Raw genomic sequence first — 19379 nt, 5'->3', positions numbered from 1 at the left:
CACCCTCGCGGGCAAGATGACCCGCGCCTAGATGCGTAGCACAGGACTCAAGGCCGACAGCGGGATATGCGCCTGTACCGTGCCGCCGTCCATGAACCACTGCATGACGCCGGGCGTGAAGTTGATCGGGCTGTCGTGACCTACCGGATAGTCCGGCATATAGAGGATCAGCTCGTCGGCCGTCACCGCCCAGGCCTTGTACGCCCCGGAATAGACCTTGTCGGGCGTCCAGCGGTCCACGGTGAACGGGTAGGTACCGGGGTCGTGCGGAGGCGGCGCCTGGTCGAGCGCGGTTTGGATAAACGGTTGAGCCAGTGGGGGAATGGCGGACAGCGGATCCGATGTCGTCAGGTCCGCCAGCTGCACCCGCCTTCCGCTTGCCATGTCGAACGTGAAGGTCCGGTAGGCGTTGTTGGGCTGGGGGCCGTCGGCGTGGTAATCCTCGTGGAACACCGCGCTGAGCAGGTTGGCGTGCCGGAAGACCTCGAAGTTCTCCTCGCCGTAGCTGTCGGCGGCCATGCTGGAGTTGGCGTTTCGCCAATTGTTGACCAAGGTGTGCAGGTAGTCGCGGATCACCGGGCCCGTGGTCGGATTGTCAACGAGGTCCTGGGGCACCGCGACCTTGATGTCACGCACGGCGTTGCGTTCCGAGGTCACCGAGGTGTGGCAATACTGGCCGTCCCAGTTCCCGCCGAGCTCGCCGCAGAACGACGGGGCCGAGGCGTGCGCACGGGCGGTGGTGGGAAGCGTTGCGGCGGCGATCAATACGGATGCCGCGATGAGCCGGCGCATCACAGTAGCTGAACTTTGCTGGCCCGCCAGCGGCCGTCGACCTTCTCCATGGTTATCTTGATCCTGCTGCGATCGATGCGCGTGTCGGGTGCGGCAGTGTTCGTGACGGTCTGGTCGATAAACATCAAGACGACAACGTGGTTCGTGGATTCGGACTGAATGGCCGAGTCCACCACCACCCCATGCGCGGTTGCCTTGTTGTCGATCAGCAGCTGCCGAAGTTTGACGCTGGACTGGGTGTACATGTCTTTGAACTCGCCGGTCGCGCCGTCGAGCACCTGCCTGAAGTTTTCGTCCACGTTGTTCGAGTCAATACTCGTCAGCACCTGTGCATAGGCGATGGCCGCCTGTTGGGCCTGTTCGCCGGCCAGCTTGACCTGATGCTCTTGCCACTGTCGCCATCCGAGTAATCCCGAAACGGCAAGTGAGGCAACGAGTAGCAGCGGCAAAACGCTGCGACGCAGATAGTGCTTCCAGGGCCGCTTGCGGCCCTCGGTTTCAGGACGTTTACGTGTGAGCAACCCACCGTCATCGTCGTCTTCGTCGGCTTGCTCATCGGTCTCGTCGGCGGTCACGTCGTCAACGACTTCCGGGGCTTCGGCGTCCGATTCCGTTTCGGCTTGCGCCTTGGCCTTCGGGTGCTTGTTGGTGCTCACGGTCACGATCATCTCCTAGGGATCGGCTTGGTTCAGGGCCTAGTGCGGCGGTTCGATCGGCAGCTGCGGGCCGCCGTAGGGGGTGGGAATGGTGTAACGGCCCTTGGGGGTCGGATCCGTTCTGCGGCCCAGGTCCGCTCCCATTGGCGGGCCGGCCGTGTCGTCTCCGCCCGGACGCGGCGCGTTCTTGGCTCCGCGAATCGAGACCGCGGGGTCGTCGTCGCGGCAGTAGGTGTACATGAACGGCTCGTAGTAGTCGGCGGCCGAGGGTGGGTGCGAGGGTGTCCCGTAGTCGCACACGTAGCGGGGGTAGAGGTCGGCAATCGCCCAGACTCCGTTGTCGTGAAACGCGCTCGTCACCGCGTCCAAGACCGACCCACGGTAGTCCGGAAACAGTGCGTTGAGTGCCGGGACCCGCAGATACAACAGCTGCGACACGGTGGCCATGCTGCCCAGCAATTGCACCATGGTGTCGGAGTTGTCGGTGAACAGATTGTCGACCGCCGACAGTGTGCGCGGCGTCTGCGCAGTCAATCGGCGATAGCCGGCCTGCATCCTCGCCGTGCCGGACAGCGTCTGGTTGAGTTCTGTTGCGGTGGCGGCTAAGCCGGTGTTCTTGTCACTCGCCAAGGTGAGCACGACTCGGCTGGTCTTGATGATGCTGGTGGTTTGGGGCAGCACCGAATCAAGCGTCGAAAGCAGGAACGTGCCGCCGTCGACGATCGCGGTCAGCTTGGCCGGGCCCTCCTTGCTCAGGCTCAGTTCCTGCTTGATCAGCTCGATCTTGTGGGGATCCACCTGGGCCAGCAGTCCATCGGCGTCGCTGAGCAACTGCGCGAGGCTGACCGGAACACTCGTGTGGTCCAGGTCGATGCGGCTGCCGTCGTGCAAGTATGGCCCGGCATCGGATGCAGCCTCGAAGTTGATGTATTGCTCGCCGGCCGGCGAGAGCGCCGACACGTGAGCGACGCTGTTCGCCGGGATCCGCACGTTGGAGGTGATGCTGGTGACGGCGTTCACCCCGTTGTCGGTGATCTGCAACGACTCGACCCGGCCAATGCGCACTCCCCGCAGCGCGACATCCTGATTGGGCAACAACCCGCCTGATTCGGGCAACTGCACGGTGACTCGGTAGGACGAGGTGAACGGTTTCACCCGCAATGCGCCGATGAGCAGATAGGTGGTGGCGACGACCAAGATAAGCACCAATCCGCCCAACGACAGCCAAACCTGCCGCCGATGGCCGGTACGGACCGCTCGGACAACGATGTTGGCGATGGCGCGGATCATGGTTGCGGCCCCGGCGGTGGTGGTTCGGGTGGGCCAGGTGCCGGTGGGGGAGCAGGGGCGACATCGATCTGGCCCGGGATCATCGGGTCCGGGATGACGGGGACCTGTGGCGAGCCCGGCCCCCGGCCGACCACGCGTTCCTGCAACCGCCACAGGGTGTACTTGAGGGTGCCGACGAGCAGGTTCATGTTGTAGTGGTGGGGCCCATGCAGCCCGATGTCACCCGGGTAGCCGATATCGGGCAGCGATCCGAGCAGGATCTTGTCCACGCTGACGTTTACCGAAATCGAGTTCCCTGCTGTCGATTTGACCAACGGGGGGATCAGCCGGTTCACCGACAGCCAGCTGGTGTCCGGGCTCACCGCGACGTCGTTGGCGGCCCCGGCGATCGTGTTCAGGTCGCGGATCAGGCTGCGGCCGCTGTTGTCGGTTCCGCCGATCGAGGGGAACCTGGCCAGCAATCGGGAGGTGTCGCCCACCTGCACGGCCAGATTCGAAAGCTGGGTGGTGTTGTCGGCCAGGGCCGACATGGCGGGACGCGCGGCCACCATCAGGTCGCTGACCGTGTGATTCTTGGTGTCGAGTTGGTCCGCCAGACGCGACAATTGGGTCAATGCGTCCTTGATCTGATCGGACCGCGAATTCAACGTCCCGAGCAACTGGTTGGACTTGCGGATCATGTCCCCCAACGCCTGGCCCTGCTCACCGGTCGCCTTGCCGAAACCGTTGATGAGGTTCGTGAAATTGCGTACCGCCCCACCGTTTACCAGAATCGCCGCTGAGCTCAGCACCGACTCGACGGTCGCGGCGGCCGCGGTGGAATCCAGGCCGATGGTGTCGCCATTGCGCAACAGTGGTCCGTCCGCATAACCCGTGGCCGGCGGCTTCAGCGCGACGAACACGTCGCCCAGTGGTGTCGCGGTGCGCAATTCGGCGGTGCTGCCCCGGGGCAGTTGCACGCCCTCCCTGATGCGCAGCTTGGTGACCGCGGTGTAGTCGCGCGCGATCATCGATTCGAGCTGCCCCACGTCGGCGCCGGCGAGCTTGACTTTGGCGTTCATCGGCAGGTTGAGTGCGTTGGAGAACACCGCATTCAGCGAGTAGCCGCCCGAACCCAGTCCCGGCGCCGGAAGGGGCAGGCTGGCAAGGCCGTTCGTGGCGCATCCCGCGGTTACCAGCGCCGCGGCCAGCGCCGCCGGCAGTCTCCGCATTACCGTGATCATCATTTCTGCCCCATCGCGGCCATGCCGTCGAGCACATAGGTCAGTCCGAAATCTGGGCCGAAGTCCTGGATGGTCCCGGTGCTGCAGCCCAGTTGCCGCAGGCCCATCAGGTTGCAGAGCTCTTTGGTGTATTGGCTGTCGAAGATCAACCGATCCGTAAGGAAGCGTGCCCGCACGGCGCCGTTGGCCCGGTCGATCATGTTGTAGGCGTTGTCCGCCAGCAGCGGAGCCACATCCAGAAGTTCCGCCAAATCGCGACGCTGGTCGCTCACCGTCTTCAGCGTGGTATTGCCGTTCAGCACGGCCTGCTTGACGTTGTCGCGGTTGGCATCGAGCAGGTCGCCGGCCCGCTGGATCAGGTGGTCGAGTTTGCGTCCGGTGCTGCCACTGCCGAAGTCCTCGTCCGCCATGATCTGGCTGACTTGGTGGATGGTGGAGGCGAATTCGCGCAATTTCGCGTCGTTGGCGTTGACGGCGTCGAACAGTGTGCTGATGTTTTTGACGATCGTAGTGATCTGCTCGCGGGTGGCCGCCCCGCCGTCGCTGGACAGGCGCAGCGCCTTGGACAGCTCACCCAGCGCCGCTTTGATGTTGTCACCGTTCCCGCGGACCACCTCGGTGCCACCGCCCAGCACGTCGGCGATCGGCCCGCTACCGTGGCCGTCGCCCTCGAGCGACTTGGTCACCTTGTCCAGAACGTTGAGGACGCTGCTGAATTCGACGGGCGTCTTGGTCCGGGGCAATCCGATGGTGTCGTGGTTCTGCAGGGTCGGCCCGTCGTGATAGGGCGGCGTGAGTTCGATGTGTCGGTCGGTGAGGATGGAGGTCGACACCGTGACCGCTTGCGCGGTGGCGGGAACTTTGACCTGGCGGTCGACGGTGAAGTCGACTTCGACGTAGCCGCCCTTGGCGTTGATCTTGGTGACCTTGCCCACCGGCATGCCCAGCACCGCCACCACATTGCCCTCGTAAAGACCTGAGGCGCTGTCGAATTGGGCGGTCACGGTGATCGTATCCTCGTCGGAGCGCAGGTACCACCAAGCGGCGCCGGCCATCCCGGCGAGGGCCGCGACGGCGGCTACGACGGCCACCACCTTGACAGCGAGCGAGGCATCGGACTTGTTCGAGTGGGTCTTCACTTGCAGTCCTTGAAGTACTGGATCATGCCGAACTGCTTGGCGCGGCCACTTATCGCGCACATCCACGAGTCGATCAACGGAACGTTGGGGGCGTTGAAGTTGAGGGCGTTGCCCTCGCCCGTGAGGTTGGCCGCCTCGCGGAAGAAGATCGGGCTGATTTGCAGCATGCTGTGCAGCAGGTCGTCGTGCGCAGACATCAAGCTGGTGAAGTCCCGCATGTCGTGGATGAGCGAGTCCAGACCCGCCCGGTCATTGACCACCACCTGGCTCATGGTGTCGACAAGACTTGACAGGGATTGCATCATCGCGTGGAAAACGGCGCGCCGCGCGACGAACTGGCCCAGCAGGTCCTGGCCCTGGTTGACCAGATTGCCGATGCCGGCCTGCTGGCGCCGCAGCGTGTTCGTGACCTGCTCGGTGTCGCGCAGCAGCTCTCCCAGTTGGTCGCGTCGCACCGCGATGATCGACGACAGTGTGTTGATGTTCGTCATCGCCTGCGGTACAACCGCCGGCAGGCCCTCGAGTTGCTGGCCCAGGACCGCCAGCGACTGTGCGAACCGGTCAGAGTCGACCTGCTCGAAAGTGGTGGTGGCGTCCTGAAGCGCGGCCTGCAGGTCGTAGGGCACCTCGGTGTGTGCCAAGTCGAAGGTGTTATTGGGCAGGTGTGCCGGTCCGTTGGGTTCCAGCGCGAGGTAGCGCGAACCCAGGATGGTGGTGACCTTGATCCTGGCACGGGAGTCCTTACCCAGCACGATGTTGTCCCGAACCTTCAGCCCCGCCTCGACATGGTCGCCGACGAGTTTCATGCTCGTGACGTTGCCCACCGGGATGCCCGCGACCACGATCGGGTTGCCGGCCCGCAACGAGGCGGCTTGCAGGAACTCCGCGGTGTAGTGCCGGTATCCGGCGCCGAGCGCATGCACCAGCAGCATGACGCCGATCATCGCCGCGACTACCGTGACCGCGATGAAGCCGAGCCACGTCGTGTTGTAGCTTTCCAGTGGGCGTTGCTTGATTACCGAAAGCCGCTGCCGCACGGTCTTGTCAGCCATCGACGGTGCTCCTGCATCTGGGGGTGTGCCACGCCCGGTTCCCCGGGGTAGCCGCGTTGATGATGATCGGCACGACGTCGTTGAGCCCGGGGAAAAAGCCCAAGAAGTTCACGTCACACACGTAGGCGTTGCCGTAGGCGCCCTGATTGCCGACCCGGATGAGTCCCTTCAGCAGCAGCGGGATGTTGTCGCCGAAGAAGGCGACCTGCGGTTCGACGTCCATGATGTGTCGGGTCACGCCGGGCTGACGATCGATGAATTCGCGCAGCGCGGGGTACACGTCGGAGGCCGAGGTCGACAGTCGGCCGGTCACCCGCGCCAGCGAACCCACCGAGGCGACCAGGTCGGGGCGGCGCCGGTCGAGTTCGCCGACGACGCTGCGGGTCTGTGTGATAACACCGTCGAGATTGTCATTTTGCTCCGCGAGGTTGCCCACCACCTTGTTGAGGTTGGTGATCACACTGCCGAGGGCCTGGTCCCTACCCGCGAAGGTGTCTGTCAGAGTGGAAGTTTGGCCGACAAGCATCGCCAGCGACGACGTGTCGCCTTGCAACGACGCGATGATGCCCTTGGTGAGGTTGTCGGCGTCGTGGGGGTTCAGCAGGCTGAACAACGGTTCGTAGCCGTTGAGTAGCGTGGTGACGTCGAATGAGGGTTCGGTGCGTTCCACCGGGATAGTGCTGCCCGGTGCAAGCAGCGCAGGACTACCCTCCTTGCCCAAAGACAGTCCAAGGTAACGCTGGCCGACGATGTTCTGGTAGGTCACCGAAGCGAGGGTGTTTCCGAACAACCGCTGTTCTTGCTGTACCACGAACGAGACTTTGGCCAGTTTACCGTCGAGCTCGATCTTTTCGACTCGGCCTACGCGTACTCCGGCCATGCGGACGTCGTCACCTTCGCGAAGCCCGTACACGTCGGTGAATACCGCCGAATACCTGGCGGTGTCGCCGGCGACGTCACGCCGCAGGCTCACATATACCAGCCAGGTCAGCGTCAGCGAGACGACCATGAACAGGGTCAACGCGACGAGTGAGCCTCGAAACTTCATTTGGCCTCCCCGGGCGGATGAGCTAACGACACCGTGCTTCCACGGGCGACCGGGCCGAGCAGCAGTTCGGTGGACGGCGTGGCGGGCGCTCCGGTGATCACGCCTAACATGTTTCGTTCGTACTGGCTCCCAACGGGTCCCACGTTCCCTCCGAAAGAAGAGCCACCGAACGAGGCCTGCGGAATCCACGGCGCTTTGGGTGCCACCGGCGCGACCCACGGTTGGTGCGGTTGTGGTGTCGCGGGCGCCCCCGGCGACGGGTTGTCAGGATTCGCGCTCCCGGGCACCGGCGGCGACGGCGTAATCCCGGGCGCCAGTGGGGGATTGGGGTCGGTCAAATTGGGATTCGGGTTGATCAGCGGCGGACCGACGGCGACGAGGTTTCCGTCCGGACCGATCACGGTGCCCGGCGGCGGCGCCAGATCCTTGGGCGGATGATAGTTCTGCGGCAGCAGCACCTCGGGCAGATCGGGCCGCACCGGAATCAGCGGCGCGGTGAAGCAGCTGGGACCCTTCAGCTCGCCGTAATGAGGACAGTCAGCGCGCGTGTAGGTGGAACTCGGCGTGAATGTCAGCATCGCGTGCATGTTGCCCAGATTTTTCTCCGGGTTCCAGACCTGCTCCATGAATTGATTGGCCAGGTTGTCCAATTTCGTCACCGCGGGCACGAAGTTGTTCGACTTCTGCGCCAAGACACCGAGCACCGGCGTGAAATCGGTAGTGATCCGGATGAGTTGGTCGATGTGGTTGTCGAACGACTGGCGCGTCGTGCCGACCGTGTAGTCGGCGCCCGACAGCAGCGAGGCCAGCTGCCCGCGCGTCTCGGCGAAGGTCCGCATCGGCTCGACGGCCTGGTGCAATGCGTCCAGAAGATCGGGGGCCGTCTGCGCAAGCCCACTGGTCGCATCGAGCAGTGCCGACACGGTCGAGGGGCCGGCGTCGGTGCTGACAATCGAATTGAGTTGGTCGAGAAGGCGATTCAATTGTGCGCCGGCGTTCAGCAGGCTGCCTCGGCGGTGGTCGGTGGCGGCACCAAGGGCAGCCAAGATCCCCACGGACCTGTCATCACGGCCGCGCCCCGCGGCGGCGAGCAGGTCGCGCAACTTGCTGACGGTCGTTTGGAACAAAACGGTGGGCAGCCGCCGGTCCTCCACGACATGGGCGCCATCACGGATTGTCGGGCCAGGTCCGTTGCCCACCAGTTGGACCGACGACACAGCGAACACGTTGCTGGGCACAACGCGCGCGGTCACGCTGGCCGGAATCGACGTGGCGTATTCCCGTTTCAGGTCGATGTGGACATAGTTGGGTTTGCCATGCGCTGCGGGGACAACATCGTTGACCATTCCGACGAGTACGCCGTGATATTTGACATCCGATTTCTGCGGAAGGCCATCGCCCACATTGACTAGATCGGCGACTACCCGCACGTAATCGTTGAGCCGGCCAGTAGATTTGACCACCATCGCGGCGGCGACGAGGGCGCTGATCACCACGACCGCAATGCCGATGCCGAACAGCTGCCGGTCGGAGGGGCCGCGTCCGTCCAGCTCAAAGGAATTGGGCATCTTCCACCGACCTAGCCACCAAACCTTGCGCCGGAGTCGACGCCCCACAACGCCATGGTGAGCAGCATGTTCATGATGATCACGGCGGTGATGCTGGCCCGCATGCCGTGCCCCGCGGCGACACCGACGCCCTCGGGCCCACCACTCGCGTAGTAGCCGTAGTAGCACTGGATCGTGGATGCGATCCAGACGAAGATGACGGCCTTGATCAACGAATAGACGATGTCCTGGCCGGCCAGCATGAGCGTGAAATAGTGCAGGTAAGAACCGGTCGAGCCGTCACTGCTGATCCTCACGACCAGTTGCGTGCTCAGGTAGCCGATCGCGAGGCACGCGGCATACAGCGGGATGATCGCCACCACCGAAGCGATTAGCCGGGTGGTGACCAGGTAGGGGATCGGGCGGATCGCGATCGATTCCATCGCATCGATCTCCTCGGCGATACGCATGGATCCCAGCTGCGCGGTGAAGCGGCAGCCGCCTTGCATGGCGAAGGCGAGCGATGCCATCAGCGGAGCCAACTCGCGGGTGTTGACCAACGACGAGACGAACCCGGTGGCGGGCCCAAGACCGAGCAGATCCAGGAAGTTGTAGCCTTCGATACCCACCAGTGCGCCGACCGTCATGCCGAGCACAAGGGCCACACCGGCGGTGCCGCCGCCCACCACGATCGAGCCGTTGCCCCAGGTGATGTTCGACAGCAGCCGCAAAAATTCGTTGCTGTACTGACGCAGGGCGATCGGCACGGCGACCAGGGCCCGAACGAAGAAGACCAGTAGATGGCCGAGCCGACTGATCGGGACTTTGCCGCTGCGGTAGAGCCGGACAAGTGGGTCCGACATTGGTGCGAAAGGCCGGTAAGCAGAGGCGGTCACGTCACAGCCCCGTCCGGGGCGACAACATCACGTAGAGCTGACTGATCGCGACGTTGACGATCATAAGCAGCAGGATCGCTTCGACGACAGCGGCGTTCACCGAGTTCGCGACGCCCGTCGGCCCGCCCTTGGTGGACAAGCCTTTATGACTTGACACGATCGCCACAATGGCGCCGAATACGATCGCCTTCACCAGCGCCAAGATCATGTCGCCAGTCGTTGCGAACGACGCGAACGTCGACACGAAGCTGCCCGGCGCGCCGTTCTGGAAGTACACGTTGAACATGTAGCTCGCGAAAAAACCGGCGAAGCACACAACGCCGGTCAGCGCCACACCGATCGTCACCGCCGCGGCGAAACGGGGCACGATCAGACGGCGGATCACCGAGACGCCCATCACCTCCATCGCGTCGGTCTCTTCGCGCATCGTTCGCGAACCCATGTCGGCGGTGATGGCCGATCCGACAGCCGATGCCATGAGCACCGCTGCCACCAGTGACGCCCCCTGCCGGATGACCGCCAGCCCGCTGGCCGCCCCGGCCAGCGACGTGGCCCCGACCTGGCCGGCCAGCAACGCGAACTGGATGGACAAGGTGACGCTGATCGGCAGTGCCACCAGGATTGTTGGCAACACCGCGGTACCGGCCATGAACGCACCTTGGCGGACGAACTCCTGCCATTGGAATCGCCCGGTCATCAGGTCGAAGAAGAAATATTGCGTGGTGCGCACGCCCAGCACGAACTGTTCGCCAACCGTGGTCAGCGAGGCGACGGGGTGACGTTTGACGTAGCCGACCGACCAGTTCCGAATCGCGGTGACGCCATCGAGTTCTGCTGTCATAGCGACGTGACCTGCAGTCCGCCCAGCCAAACCGTGGCACAGGTCATCGCGTACCAGCTACCCCATTCATCGGCCTCTTGCCACCCCTACATCCTGAGTGCCGAGCAGAAGGACTAGAGCTCATCAGTGCGCTGCATCACACTAGCCGACGTGATAGGGACTTTCAATATTGTAGAGTCACTCATCTCAGTTCGTCGCTGGACGGCGCCGTGGGTTGGAATCTCGGATTGACGAAGGTGATGGCATGGCCTCAGCAAACACCGGCTCGTTGCGGGACCGTCGCCGGGCCGCGTTGCTCTCGCAGATCCAGGAGGCCGCGAACCAGCTATTCGCCGACCGCGGCTTCGAGGCGGTGACAACCGACGACATCGCCGCCGCCGCCGGGATTTCCATCAGTACTTATTTCCGGTACGCGCCCACCAAGGAGGGGCTGCTGGTCGCTCCCGCCCGGGAGGCGGCCGCCGAGGTCGTGGGTTCCTACAGCGCGAGACCGCCACATGAGTCGCCGGTCGAAGCATTGATTCAGCTGTTCGTCACGCACGCCCGGGATGCCGGCGAGGCTGACAACTTCGATACCTGGCGCCATGCCCTGGCAACCGCGCCCCATTTATTGAGCAAAGCCATGCTGATCGGCGAAGCCGATCGCCGCACCCTGATCGAGCAAGTCGCTCACCGGATGGGTGTCGACGGGCTAGACGACATTCGACCCGCGTTGTTGGTCCACACGAGTATGGCCACAGTGCAATTCGTTCTCGATCGGTGGCTGACCTCGGATATCGCCGAGGTCCCGCCCTTTCACGAGCAGCTGGAAGACGCGCTGCGGCTTACCCTCGCCGGATTCGACCAGCCGGCCGGTGAAACGATCGCGTGACTAACCTGGACGCCACTGTCGAGCGACTGCGGGCGAGGGAGGTCTTGTGGCTGATGATGATGGGCTCCTGAATGCGCCGCCGGTGACAGCAAGAAGCCCGTCGAACCGTGCCGCCATTCGTTTTGCCTCAGTCGCCGCGCTGGGCGGGCTGATTTTCGGCTACGACGTCTCGGTGACCAACGGTGCGGTTGGCGCACTGCAGGACACCTTCCAGATCGGCAACGCGCTGCTGGGCTTCGCGTCCGGTGCCGGGTTACTGGGTGCCGCGGTAGGAGCGATCTTCGCCGGACGAACCGCCGACCGGTTGGGCCGGGTGACGATGATGAAGCTGTCCGCGGCGCTGTTTTTCCTCTGTGGCCTCGGCACCGGCCTGGCGACCGATATTTGGCAATTCATCGCCTTCCATATGGCAGGCGGCGTCGGTATCGGTATCGCGTCCGCCGTCGTCCCGGCGTATATCGCCGAGATATCGCCACCGGGTATCCGCGGCCGGCTCGGCTCACTGCAACAACTGGCCATCGTGTTGGGCATCTTCGGAGCCCTGGCGGTGAACTGGCTGCCGTTTCACATCGCAGGCGGTCCGCAGCAAGAACTGTGGCTCGGCCTTGCCGCGTGGCGCTGGACGTTCCTGGCCGAGATGGTCCCTGCGACAATTTACGGCGCGCTGGCCTTCACCCTCCCACCCTCACCGCGCTACCTTGTTGCAGAACAACGTATTCCGGAGGCACGGCGGGTGCTCTCGATGGTGCTGGACGAGCGCGACGTCGACCTCACGGTGGCGCGGATCGCCGAAACGCTGCGTGTCGAAAAGCCGCCGTCGTGGCGCGACCTGCGCGCACCGACCGGCGGCTTGCACGGCATTGTCTGGGTGGGGCTGGGGCTGGCCGTCTTTCAGCAGTTCATCGGTATCACGGTGATCTTCTTCTACGGAAGCGTGCTGTGGCAGGCGGTCGGCTTCGGCGAGCAGTCGTCGTTCACCATCGCCTTGATCACGTCGGTGGTCAACGTGCTCATCACCTTGGTGGCCATCGCACTGATCGACAAGGTGGGCCGCAGGCCGCTGTTGCTGACCGGGTCGGCCGGCATGGCGTTGATGCTGTTGACGCTGACCGTCGTATTCGCCAGCGGCCCAGTCGTCGACGGCACACCACACCTGTCGGCGACGTCGGGACTGGTCGCGCTGATCGCGGCCAACGTCTTCGTGATCGCATTCGGGGTGTCCTGGGGACCGATCCTGTGGGTGGCGCTGGGGGAGATCTTCCCCAACCGTATCCGGGCCGCCGCGGCCGGACTGGCCGCTGCCGGCCAGTGGGTGGCCAACTTCACCATCGCATTCAGCTTCCCCGCGCTGCGGCACGTGCTCGGTCTCGCCTACGGCTTCTACACCCTGTGCGCGGTGCTGTCATTCCTGTTCGTGTGGCGTTGGGTGCGCGAGACCAAAGGTGTGTCCCTGGAAGACATGCACGCCGACCTGTCTTCCGAGCCGGCGGAGCATAACGAGCAGGCCGACGAGAAACTGCCGTGACTTTGCTGGCCCGCACGTGAAACAATCGCTGCCCGTGAAGAGTTTCGAGGATCTGTTCGCCGAGCTCGGTGAGCGTGCCCGAACCCGGCCGCCCGGCAGTGCGACGGTGGCGGCACTGGACGGTGGGGTGCACGCGCTGGGGAAGAAGATCCTGGAAGAGGCCGGCGAAGTCTGGTTGGCCGCGGAACACGAACCCGACGACGCACTCGCCGAGGAGATCAGCCAGTTGCTGTATTGGACGCAGGTGTTGATGATCTCCCGCGGGCTGACGCTGCACGACGTGTACCGGAAGTTGTGATGCTGCGCGTCGCGGTTCCCAACAAGGGAGCATTGAGTGAGCCGGCCACTGAGATCCTCGCCGAGGCCGGATATCGGCGTCGCACCGATCCCAAGGACCTGACGGTCCTCGACCCGGTGAACAACGTGGAGTTCTTTTTCCTGCGGCCCAAAGACATTGCCATCTACGTGGGTTCTGGCGAGCTTGACTTCGGGATCACCGGCCGCGATTTGGCAAACGAATCCCAGGCTCCGGTGCGCGAGCGGCTGGCACTGGGTTTCGGCTCCTCGAGCTTCCGCTACGCGGCCCCGGCCGGCCGGGACTGGACCATCGCCGACCTTGCCGGCCGGCGCATCGCCACCGCCTACCCGAATCTGGTACGAAAGGACTTGGCCGGCAGGGGCATTGATGCCACCGTGATCCGGCTCGATGGGGCGGTGGAGATCTCGGTGCAACTCGGCGTCGCAGACGCCATCGCCGATGTGGTGGGATCAGGGCGGACGCTGAGCTTGCATGATTTGGCGGCCTTCGGTGAACCGCTGTGTGATTCGGAGGCGGTGCTCATCGAGCGAGCCGACGCCGAGGACGACGGCAATGCCCGTGATCAACTGGTGGCGCGCGTGCAGGGGGTCGTTTTCGGACAGCAATATCTGATGCTGGACTACGACTGCCCGCGTTCTGTTCTGGACGACGCCACGGTGATCACGCCGGGACTGGAATCACCGACGATCGCCCCGCTGGCCGACCCGGATTGGGTGGCGGTGCGCGCGCTGGTTCCGCGCCGGGACGTCAACGCCACCATGGACCGGCTGGCCGCCATCGGAGCCAAGGCCATTCTGGCCTCCGACATCAGGTTCTGCCGATTCTGAGGTAGACCGCCGTCGGCGCCGTTGCTGTGTTAGCGTCCGGCTAACTAATCCCGCCCAGGAGGGCTGCCGTGACGCATTCCCTTGTCCTGTTGCTTGCCCTGTTGATCGGAGTCGTCGCCGGTTTGCGTGCCCTGACGGCGCCCGTCGTGGTCGCGTGGGCCGCCGTATTCCAATGGATCAACTTGGACGGCACCTGGGTGTCGTGGCTGGCCCATCCGATCACCGTTGCCGTGCTGACGATTCTCGCACTCATCGAACTGGTCACCGACAAGCTTCCCTCGACACCGAGTCGCACCGCGGTGATGTCGTTTGCTGCCCGAATTATCCTGGGCGCCTTCGCCGGCGCCGTGATCGGCACGGCCTGGGGCTACCGCTGGGGCGGGCTGGGCGCCGGCATCATCGGCGCGGTGCTGGGCACCCTGGGCGGTTATCAGGCACGCACCAGGCTGGCAGCGGCGCACGGCCATGATCTCTCGGTCGCCTTGCTAGAGGACGCGGTAGCGGTGCTGGGTGGATTCGCGATTGCGGCGATGACGGCCGTTCTGTGACAACGCGTTTCGACGCCATAGTGGTAGGTGCGGGTCAGGCCGGCCCGCCGCTGGCCGGGCGGTTGACCGCCGCCGGCCAACGCGTTGCGGTGGTGGAGCGCAAGCTGATCGGCGGCACCTGCGTCAACACCGGCTGCATACCCACCAAGACGTTGGTGGCCAGCGCGCACGCGGCGCAGCTGGCTCGCCGTGGTGGCGACTACGGTTTCGGTGCCGGCACCGTCACGGTGGACATGGCGAAAGTCAAGGCGCGCAAAGACCACATCATGCTCGCCGACCGCCAGGGCGTCGAGGACTGGCTGGACGGGATGGACGGCTGCACCGTTGTCCGCGGCCATGCCCGGTTCGAGGATCCACACACGCTGCGCGTCGATGACGACACCTTGCAGGCCGACCGGATCTTCCTCAACGTCGGCGGTAGGGCGGTGGTGCCGAACATCCCCGGGCTTTCGGATGTCGAGTTCCTCACCAACACGTCGATCCTCGATCTCGACACGCTGCCGGAGCATCTGGTGATCATTGGCGGTGGCTACATTGCACTGGAGTTCGCGCAGATGTACCGCCGCTTCGGCGCCCGGGTGACCGTCGCCTGTAGGGGGCCCCGGGTGGCGTCACGCGAAGACGAAGACATCTCTGCGGCGATTCGGACAATCCTGGAAGCCGACGGAATCGACATCGTCGTCAACGCCGACGATATCCACGTGGTCAAGCGCGGCAACGGTTTCGAGCTGACACCCTACGAGGGTGCGGCACCGATCGCCGGCAGTCATCTGCTGGTGGCGGTGGGCCGGCGACCCAACACCAACGACCTCGGCCTGGAGCATGCCGGTGTGCGCACCGATGACGCCGGATACATCACGGTCGACGATCAGCTGAAAACCAACGTCGAGCACATCTGGGCGATGGGGGACTGTAACGGCAAGGGCGCGTTCACCCACACCTCCTACAACGACTTCGAGATCGTTGCGGCCAACCTGCTCGACGGCGACCCACGCCGGGTCAGCGATCGCATCACCACCTATGCGCTCTATATCGACCCGCCACTGGGACGGGCCGGCATGACCGCCGAGCAAGCGCGCACGTCGGGCCGGCGAGTCCTGGCCGGCCGGCGGCCGATGACCCGCGTCGGACGTGCCGTGGAAAAGGGTGAGACACAAGGGTTTATGAAGGTTGTCGTCGACGCAGACACCGATGAAATCCTGGGCGCCGCCATCCTCGGCGTCGGTGGGGATGAATGCATCCACGCGATCCTGGACGTGATGTCGGCCAAAGCGCCCTACACCACGCTGTCGCGTACGATGCACATCCACCCCACAGTCAGCGAGTTGATACCCACGATGCTGCAGGAGATGTCGCCGCTGCAATAGCTCGGCGTCAGCGTCGCTGCACCAGCAGGGTTTGGGCAGAGGTACCGATGAACCCGCTGCGGTCGAAGATCTCGGCGGTGGTGACCCCGATGCCGTCGGGCCCGATCGAACCGCGGGCGCGCAGCCCGAAGTCCGCTCCGCGCGGGGCCCGGTGCAGATGCACGACGGTGTCGGTGTTCATGAAGACGAACCGCTGCGGGTCCAGGGCCGCGCCGACACCGTTGGCCGAATCGACGACCATGGCGAGGTTCTGCAACGGGGTGGTGTCTTCGGCGTCGACGACATGCACCAGCGGGCGCAGCCACCACACCGCCGCTCCGGCCGCATCGTCGGGTTGTCGGCGCCAGTCCACCGACTTCAGGTAGCCCGCGACGTTCCACCAGTGCGCTGGCAGCGGTTCGGCCGGCCCCTCGGCCAGCGGCGGGTAGCGGTCACGGGCCACGTCGGCGGTGTCACTGGGGGCCAGTGCCCACGCGCTCACTCGTGCCACCGGCCGGTCGCCACCGTCACGCATTTCGGCCGCCACCAAGGAGATTCGCTTTCCCGGCCGATCGATCCAGGCGCGCACCGACACCGGTGCCACTGGGATGGCGCCGAGAATGTCAAGGTTGAGCCGGCCGATCCGCAACGGCGTGTCGACAACTAGCTCTTCGATGGCCTTGGTCAGCAGCGCCAGTGGCGGTGACCCGTGTTGCAGGTCGGGCGCCCAGTTACTGCGGGTGAAGTCGGTGGATTCAAACGTACCGTCGGCTTCGGTTGGGAGCCGACGGTAGTGGCAGCCGATCACGCGGCTGGGTCTGCCCGGTGCAGCACAGCGTCCGCATCACCTTCGTGGGGATGCTCTGGCCAGCCGGGGTAGGGCGGCGGTGTGCCGCCGTAGACCGGGCAGTGCGAGCGGTGTGCACACCAGTCGCACAGCCGCGACGGCCGGGGCCGGAAATCGCCTGTCGCCCCTGCTGATTGGATCGCCCGCCAAATCGCAATCAACGTCTTCTCGAAGCGCAGCAGTTCGTCCTCGTCGGGCGTGTAGTCCAGCAGCTGGCCATCTGCCAGGTAGATCAGTCGCAGCCGGGTGGGCAGCACGCCCCGTGAACGCAGCAGCGCGACCGCGTAGAACTTCATCTGGAACAGTGCCTTGAACTCGGCGAGGGCCCGCGCTTCCGGCGGCGCTTTTCCGGTTTTGTAGTCGACTACCCGCAGCTCGCCCGTAGGCGCGACGTCGATCCGGTCGATGAATCCGCGCAGCAGCGTGCCGTCGGCCAATTCGACCTCGACGCGCTGCTCGCAGCTTTGCGGGTCGAACCGGGTCGGGTCTTCGAGCCGGTAGTAGCCCAACAACAAGGCGCGCGCCTCGTCGAGAAGCTGGCTGCGTTGCTCCGGCTCCACGGTGTCGATCAGGCCGGGCTCCTCGGCGATCACCTGGTCCCAGGCCGGGCCCACCAGCGACTGGGCGGTCTCCGGAACGCGCTGCGGCGCCGGCAGCGCATACAACTGCTCCAGCGCGGCGTGCACGACCGACCCCCGCAGCTGCGCCGAGGACGGCGGCTCGGGCAACCGGTCGATCGCCCGGAACCGATACAGCAGCGGGCACTGTTTGAAATCGGCCGCGCGCGACGGGGACAACGCGGGTCGCGATCGAGGCGCATCCGGATGGCCGGTCATGGCAGCAGCTTAGGAGCCTGCGCCGACAACCCCCGCCACCAAAGACGGCGCGTCTGCTGGCAGGCTAGGCGATTATGTCCGCAACCGGCCCGTTCACCGTCGGTGACCGCGTCCAGCTCACCGACGCCAAGGGCCGGCACTACACGATGGTGCTCAGCCCGGGCAGCGAATTCCACACACACCGCGGGGCGATCGCGCACGACGCGGTGATCGGGCAGCCGGAAGGCAGCGTGGTCAAATCCGCCAATGGCGACCAATTCCTGGTGTTGCGCCCGCTGCTGGTCGACTACGTGATGTCGATGCCCCGCGGGGCGCAGGTGGTCTACCCCAAAGACGCCGCCCAGATCGTGCACGAGGGTGACATCTTTCCGGGCGCCCGAGTGCTCGAGGCCGGTGCCGGGTCGGGCGCACTGACGTGTTCGCTGCTGCGCGCGGTCGGCCCGGGCGGGGAGCTGATCTCCTACGAGGTGCGTGCCGACCACGCCGAACACGCCCGCCGCAATGTGGAGACATTTGCCGGCAGCCCGCCGCACAACTGGCAGCTGATCGTCGACGACCTGGTGGACTGTGATCTGGCGGACGGTTCGATCGACCGGGTGGTCCTCGACATGCTGGCGCCGTGGGATGTGCTCGAGACGGTGTCGCGGGTACTGGTCGCCGGCGGTGTGCTGATGATCTATGTCGCCACCGTCACCCAGCTGTCCAAGACCGTGGAGGCGCTGCGCGAGCAGCAGTGCTGGACCGAACCGCGGGCCTGGGAAACGATGCAGCGCGGCTGGAACGTCGTCGGCCTGGCGGTGCGGCCGCAGCACAACATGCGCGGCCATACCGCGTTCCTGGTTTCGGCCCGCCGGCTGGCGCCCGGGACCGTGACTCCAACACCACTGCGCCGCAAGCGTTAAGCCCGGTTAGTCGTCACTGCGCGAGAAGCCGCGGCGCACCGACAGCAGCTCGAACTCGGAATGGGCGGCCACCAGGCGTTCGGCCGAATCGAGCACCTCGGTGACATGGCTCCGGTCGGCGCCCACCACGGCGACGCCGAGACCCGCCCGCCGGTACAGGTCGTGGGACGCCGTCTCGGCGGCCGACACGCTGAACTTGCGACGCAACTCCGCCACCACCGGACGGATCACCGAGCGCTTCTGCTTGAGTGACCGCACATCACCGAGCAGCAGATCGAACTCGAGCCAGCCGATCCACATTGCCGGCTCAGGGAGTTGGCGGCGACGACGGGGCGGGCGCAGATCCGCTGAAGGTCAACAACATCTGCGCGGTTCGCTGCGACAACTGCCAGCCCCCCTGATAGGGCTTGAACTCCATCGGGAACGAGAATCCGGCCGCACCGGGATTCGGCGTGCCGACATCGACGGTGGCCACCACGTCGGCTGGGTTCCGGTCCGACCACGCGATATCCCTGGCTTCGAACGTCATCGGGGCGTATCCACCGTCCAGTAGCGCGGTGGCGAATTTGTCCAGCGCCGCAGCATCGTCGGGGGTGGCGCCCTCGACCAGGTTCAGCTTGTCCGTACCGGCGACCCCGGGATCTGCAAGGCGGTACAGCACATCGGTGAGGGCCTCCGGCGGCGGCACGGGAGCAACCGCCTTGGCCTCCGAGGTCAGCAGAGCCGACGCCGGCGTCGAGGCAGCCGACGAGGAACTGGACGGACCAGCGTCAGGTTCAGCGCCCGAACACCCCGACAGCCCGAACGCCGCCACAATCGCGGCGGCGCTCAAAGCTGCGACGAAGTACCTGGAGACTGGCAAAGCATCCAGCAG

21 protein-coding genes are annotated in these 19379 nt (G+C 65.1%); 7 read left to right on the top strand and 14 right to left on the bottom strand.

The window, feature by feature from the left end:
* Positions 1–27 precede the first annotated feature (27 nt).
* From AC5Y49_RS01840 to AC5Y49_RS01795, 10 genes are read right to left on the bottom strand one after another with little or no spacing between them, the layout of a single operon-like run.
* The gene (locus tag AC5Y49_RS01840) at positions 28–792 is read right to left on the bottom strand and encodes a mannan-binding lectin (protein WP_499884115.1); all 765 of its coding nucleotides are present in this window, start codon (positions 790–792) and stop codon (positions 28–30) included.
* Positions 792–1460, bottom strand: coding sequence for an Rv1363c family protein (locus AC5Y49_RS01835; protein WP_499884114.1), 669 nt, complete (start codon positions 1458–1460; stop codon positions 792–794). The genes AC5Y49_RS01840 and AC5Y49_RS01835 overlap by 1 nt, the downstream gene beginning before the upstream one ends.
* Positions 1461–1487: 27 nt before the next feature.
* Positions 1488–2738 (bottom strand): MlaD family protein, encoded by a 1251-nt coding sequence (locus AC5Y49_RS01830; RefSeq protein WP_499884113.1) that lies wholly within the window; start codon positions 2736–2738, stop codon positions 1488–1490.
* Positions 2735–3949 carry an MlaD family protein gene (locus AC5Y49_RS01825; RefSeq protein ID WP_499884112.1) on the bottom strand — a complete coding sequence of 405 codons (1215 nt, stop codon included), beginning with the start codon at positions 3947–3949 and terminating at the stop codon, positions 2735–2737. Before AC5Y49_RS01825 ends, AC5Y49_RS01830 begins: the two co-directional genes overlap by 4 nt.
* Before the next feature lie 11 nt (positions 3950–3960).
* Positions 3961–5100 carry an MCE family protein gene (locus AC5Y49_RS01820; RefSeq protein ID WP_499884111.1) on the bottom strand — a complete coding sequence of 380 codons (1140 nt, stop codon included), beginning with the start codon at positions 5098–5100 and terminating at the stop codon, positions 3961–3963.
* Entirely contained in the window at positions 5097–6152 is a 1056-nt protein-coding gene (locus AC5Y49_RS01815; protein ID WP_499884110.1) for an MlaD family protein, read from the bottom strand. Before AC5Y49_RS01815 ends, AC5Y49_RS01820 begins: the two co-directional genes overlap by 4 nt.
* A complete protein-coding gene (locus AC5Y49_RS01810; RefSeq protein WP_499884109.1) occupies positions 6145–7200 on the bottom strand; it encodes an MlaD family protein in 1056 nt (351 codons plus the stop codon). Before AC5Y49_RS01810 ends, AC5Y49_RS01815 begins: the two co-directional genes overlap by 8 nt.
* Positions 7197–8768, bottom strand: a complete 1572-nt coding sequence (locus tag AC5Y49_RS01805) for an MlaD family protein (protein WP_499884108.1) — start codon at positions 8766–8768, stop codon at positions 7197–7199. Before AC5Y49_RS01805 ends, AC5Y49_RS01810 begins: the two co-directional genes overlap by 4 nt.
* Positions 8769–8779: 11 nt before the next feature.
* Positions 8780–9643 (bottom strand): ABC transporter permease, encoded by an 864-nt coding sequence (locus AC5Y49_RS01800; protein WP_499884107.1) that lies wholly within the window; start codon positions 9641–9643, stop codon positions 8780–8782.
* A 1-nt stretch (position 9644) separates the two neighbouring features.
* A complete protein-coding gene (locus AC5Y49_RS01795; protein ID WP_499884106.1) occupies positions 9645–10484 on the bottom strand; it encodes an MlaE family ABC transporter permease in 840 nt (279 codons plus the stop codon).
* A gap of 244 nt (positions 10485–10728) precedes the next feature.
* Between AC5Y49_RS01795 and AC5Y49_RS01790 the strand changes: the two genes are divergently transcribed.
* From AC5Y49_RS01790 to AC5Y49_RS01765, 6 genes are all read left to right on the top strand, one after another.
* Positions 10729–11355 (top strand): TetR family transcriptional regulator, encoded by a 627-nt coding sequence (locus AC5Y49_RS01790; protein ID WP_499884104.1) that lies wholly within the window; start codon positions 10729–10731, stop codon positions 11353–11355.
* Positions 11356–11401: 46 nt separating this feature from the next.
* Complete coding sequence (locus AC5Y49_RS01785; protein WP_499884103.1) at positions 11402–12880, top strand: sugar porter family MFS transporter; 1479 nt, start codon at positions 11402–11404, stop codon at positions 12878–12880.
* Positions 12881–12896: 16 nt separating this feature from the next.
* Positions 12897–13178 carry a phosphoribosyl-ATP diphosphatase gene (locus tag AC5Y49_RS01780; RefSeq protein ID WP_499884102.1) on the top strand — a complete coding sequence of 94 codons (282 nt, stop codon included), beginning with the start codon at positions 12897–12899 and terminating at the stop codon, positions 13176–13178.
* Positions 13178–14026 (top strand): ATP phosphoribosyltransferase, encoded by an 849-nt coding sequence (gene hisG, locus AC5Y49_RS01775; RefSeq protein WP_499884101.1) that lies wholly within the window; start codon positions 13178–13180, stop codon positions 14024–14026. Before AC5Y49_RS01780 ends, hisG begins: the two co-directional genes overlap by 1 nt.
* A gap of 68 nt (positions 14027–14094) precedes the next feature.
* Entirely contained in the window at positions 14095–14574 is a 480-nt protein-coding gene (locus AC5Y49_RS01770) for a DUF4126 family protein (RefSeq protein ID WP_499884100.1), read from the top strand.
* Positions 14571–15941, top strand: coding sequence for an FAD-containing oxidoreductase (locus AC5Y49_RS01765; RefSeq protein ID WP_499884099.1), 1371 nt, complete (start codon positions 14571–14573; stop codon positions 15939–15941). Before AC5Y49_RS01770 ends, AC5Y49_RS01765 begins: the two co-directional genes overlap by 4 nt.
* A 7-nt stretch (positions 15942–15948) precedes the next feature.
* Here AC5Y49_RS01765 and AC5Y49_RS01760 read toward each other — a convergent pair whose 3' ends face one another.
* Both AC5Y49_RS01760 and AC5Y49_RS01755 read right to left on the bottom strand, forming a co-directional pair.
* Positions 15949–16728 carry a thioesterase family protein gene (locus tag AC5Y49_RS01760; RefSeq protein WP_499884098.1) on the bottom strand — a complete coding sequence of 260 codons (780 nt, stop codon included), beginning with the start codon at positions 16726–16728 and terminating at the stop codon, positions 15949–15951.
* Entirely contained in the window at positions 16725–17603 is an 879-nt protein-coding gene (locus AC5Y49_RS01755) for a RecB family exonuclease (RefSeq protein WP_499884097.1), read from the bottom strand. The genes AC5Y49_RS01760 and AC5Y49_RS01755 overlap by 4 nt, the downstream gene beginning before the upstream one ends.
* A gap of 74 nt (positions 17604–17677) precedes the next feature.
* On the opposite strand from AC5Y49_RS01755, the gene trmI reads away from it, so the two are divergent.
* Entirely contained in the window at positions 17678–18505 is an 828-nt protein-coding gene (gene trmI, locus AC5Y49_RS01750; protein WP_499884096.1) for a tRNA (adenine(58)-N(1))-methyltransferase TrmI, read from the top strand.
* 6 nt (positions 18506–18511) lie between these two features.
* On the opposite strand, the gene AC5Y49_RS01745 is transcribed toward trmI, so the two are convergent.
* Both AC5Y49_RS01745 and lppK read right to left on the bottom strand, forming a co-directional pair.
* The gene (locus AC5Y49_RS01745; protein WP_499884095.1) at positions 18512–18805 is read right to left on the bottom strand and encodes a DUF503 domain-containing protein; all 294 of its coding nucleotides are present in this window, start codon (positions 18803–18805) and stop codon (positions 18512–18514) included.
* Between the two features lie 7 nt (positions 18806–18812).
* Complete coding sequence (lppK, locus tag AC5Y49_RS01740) at positions 18813–19367, bottom strand: lipoprotein LppK (RefSeq protein WP_499884094.1); 555 nt, start codon at positions 19365–19367, stop codon at positions 18813–18815.
* Positions 19368–19379 lie beyond the last annotated feature (12 nt).

This window comes from Mycobacterium sp. NGS62, assembly GCF_059812285.1.
The sequence above is the reverse complement of the archived record's forward strand: the minus strand, read 5'-3'. Positions and strand labels throughout refer to the sequence as shown.

Excerpts from the sequence above, each read along its gene's own strand:
- hisG (WP_499884101.1), top strand. The coding sequence starts at position 13,178 with ATGCTGCGCGTCGCGGTTCCCAACAAGGGAGCATTGAGTGAGCCGGCC.
- AC5Y49_RS01835 (WP_499884114.1), bottom strand. The coding sequence starts at position 1,460 with ATGATCGTGACCGTGAGCACCAACAAGCACCCGAAGGCCAAGGCGCAA.
- trmI (WP_499884096.1), top strand. The coding sequence starts at position 17,678 with ATGTCCGCAACCGGCCCGTTCACCGTCGGTGACCGCGTCCAGCTCACC.
- AC5Y49_RS01840 (WP_499884115.1), bottom strand. The coding sequence starts at position 792 with ATGCGCCGGCTCATCGCGGCATCCGTATTGATCGCCGCCGCAACGCTT.
- AC5Y49_RS01790 (WP_499884104.1), top strand. The coding sequence starts at position 10,729 with ATGGCCTCAGCAAACACCGGCTCGTTGCGGGACCGTCGCCGGGCCGCG.
- AC5Y49_RS01745 (WP_499884095.1), bottom strand. The coding sequence starts at position 18,805 with ATGTGGATCGGCTGGCTCGAGTTCGATCTGCTGCTCGGTGATGTGCGG.
- AC5Y49_RS01795 (WP_499884106.1), bottom strand. The coding sequence starts at position 10,484 with ATGACAGCAGAACTCGATGGCGTCACCGCGATTCGGAACTGGTCGGTC.
- AC5Y49_RS01830 (WP_499884113.1), bottom strand. The coding sequence starts at position 2,738 with ATGATCCGCGCCATCGCCAACATCGTTGTCCGAGCGGTCCGTACCGGC.
- AC5Y49_RS01755 (WP_499884097.1), bottom strand. The coding sequence starts at position 17,603 with ATGACCGGCCATCCGGATGCGCCTCGATCGCGACCCGCGTTGTCCCCG.
- AC5Y49_RS01825 (WP_499884112.1), bottom strand. The coding sequence starts at position 3,949 with ATGCGGAGACTGCCGGCGGCGCTGGCCGCGGCGCTGGTAACCGCGGGA.
- AC5Y49_RS01810 (WP_499884109.1), bottom strand. The coding sequence starts at position 7,200 with ATGAAGTTTCGAGGCTCACTCGTCGCGTTGACCCTGTTCATGGTCGTC.
- AC5Y49_RS01805 (WP_499884108.1), bottom strand. The coding sequence starts at position 8,768 with ATGCCCAATTCCTTTGAGCTGGACGGACGCGGCCCCTCCGACCGGCAG.
- AC5Y49_RS01815 (WP_499884110.1), bottom strand. The coding sequence starts at position 6,152 with ATGGCTGACAAGACCGTGCGGCAGCGGCTTTCGGTAATCAAGCAACGC.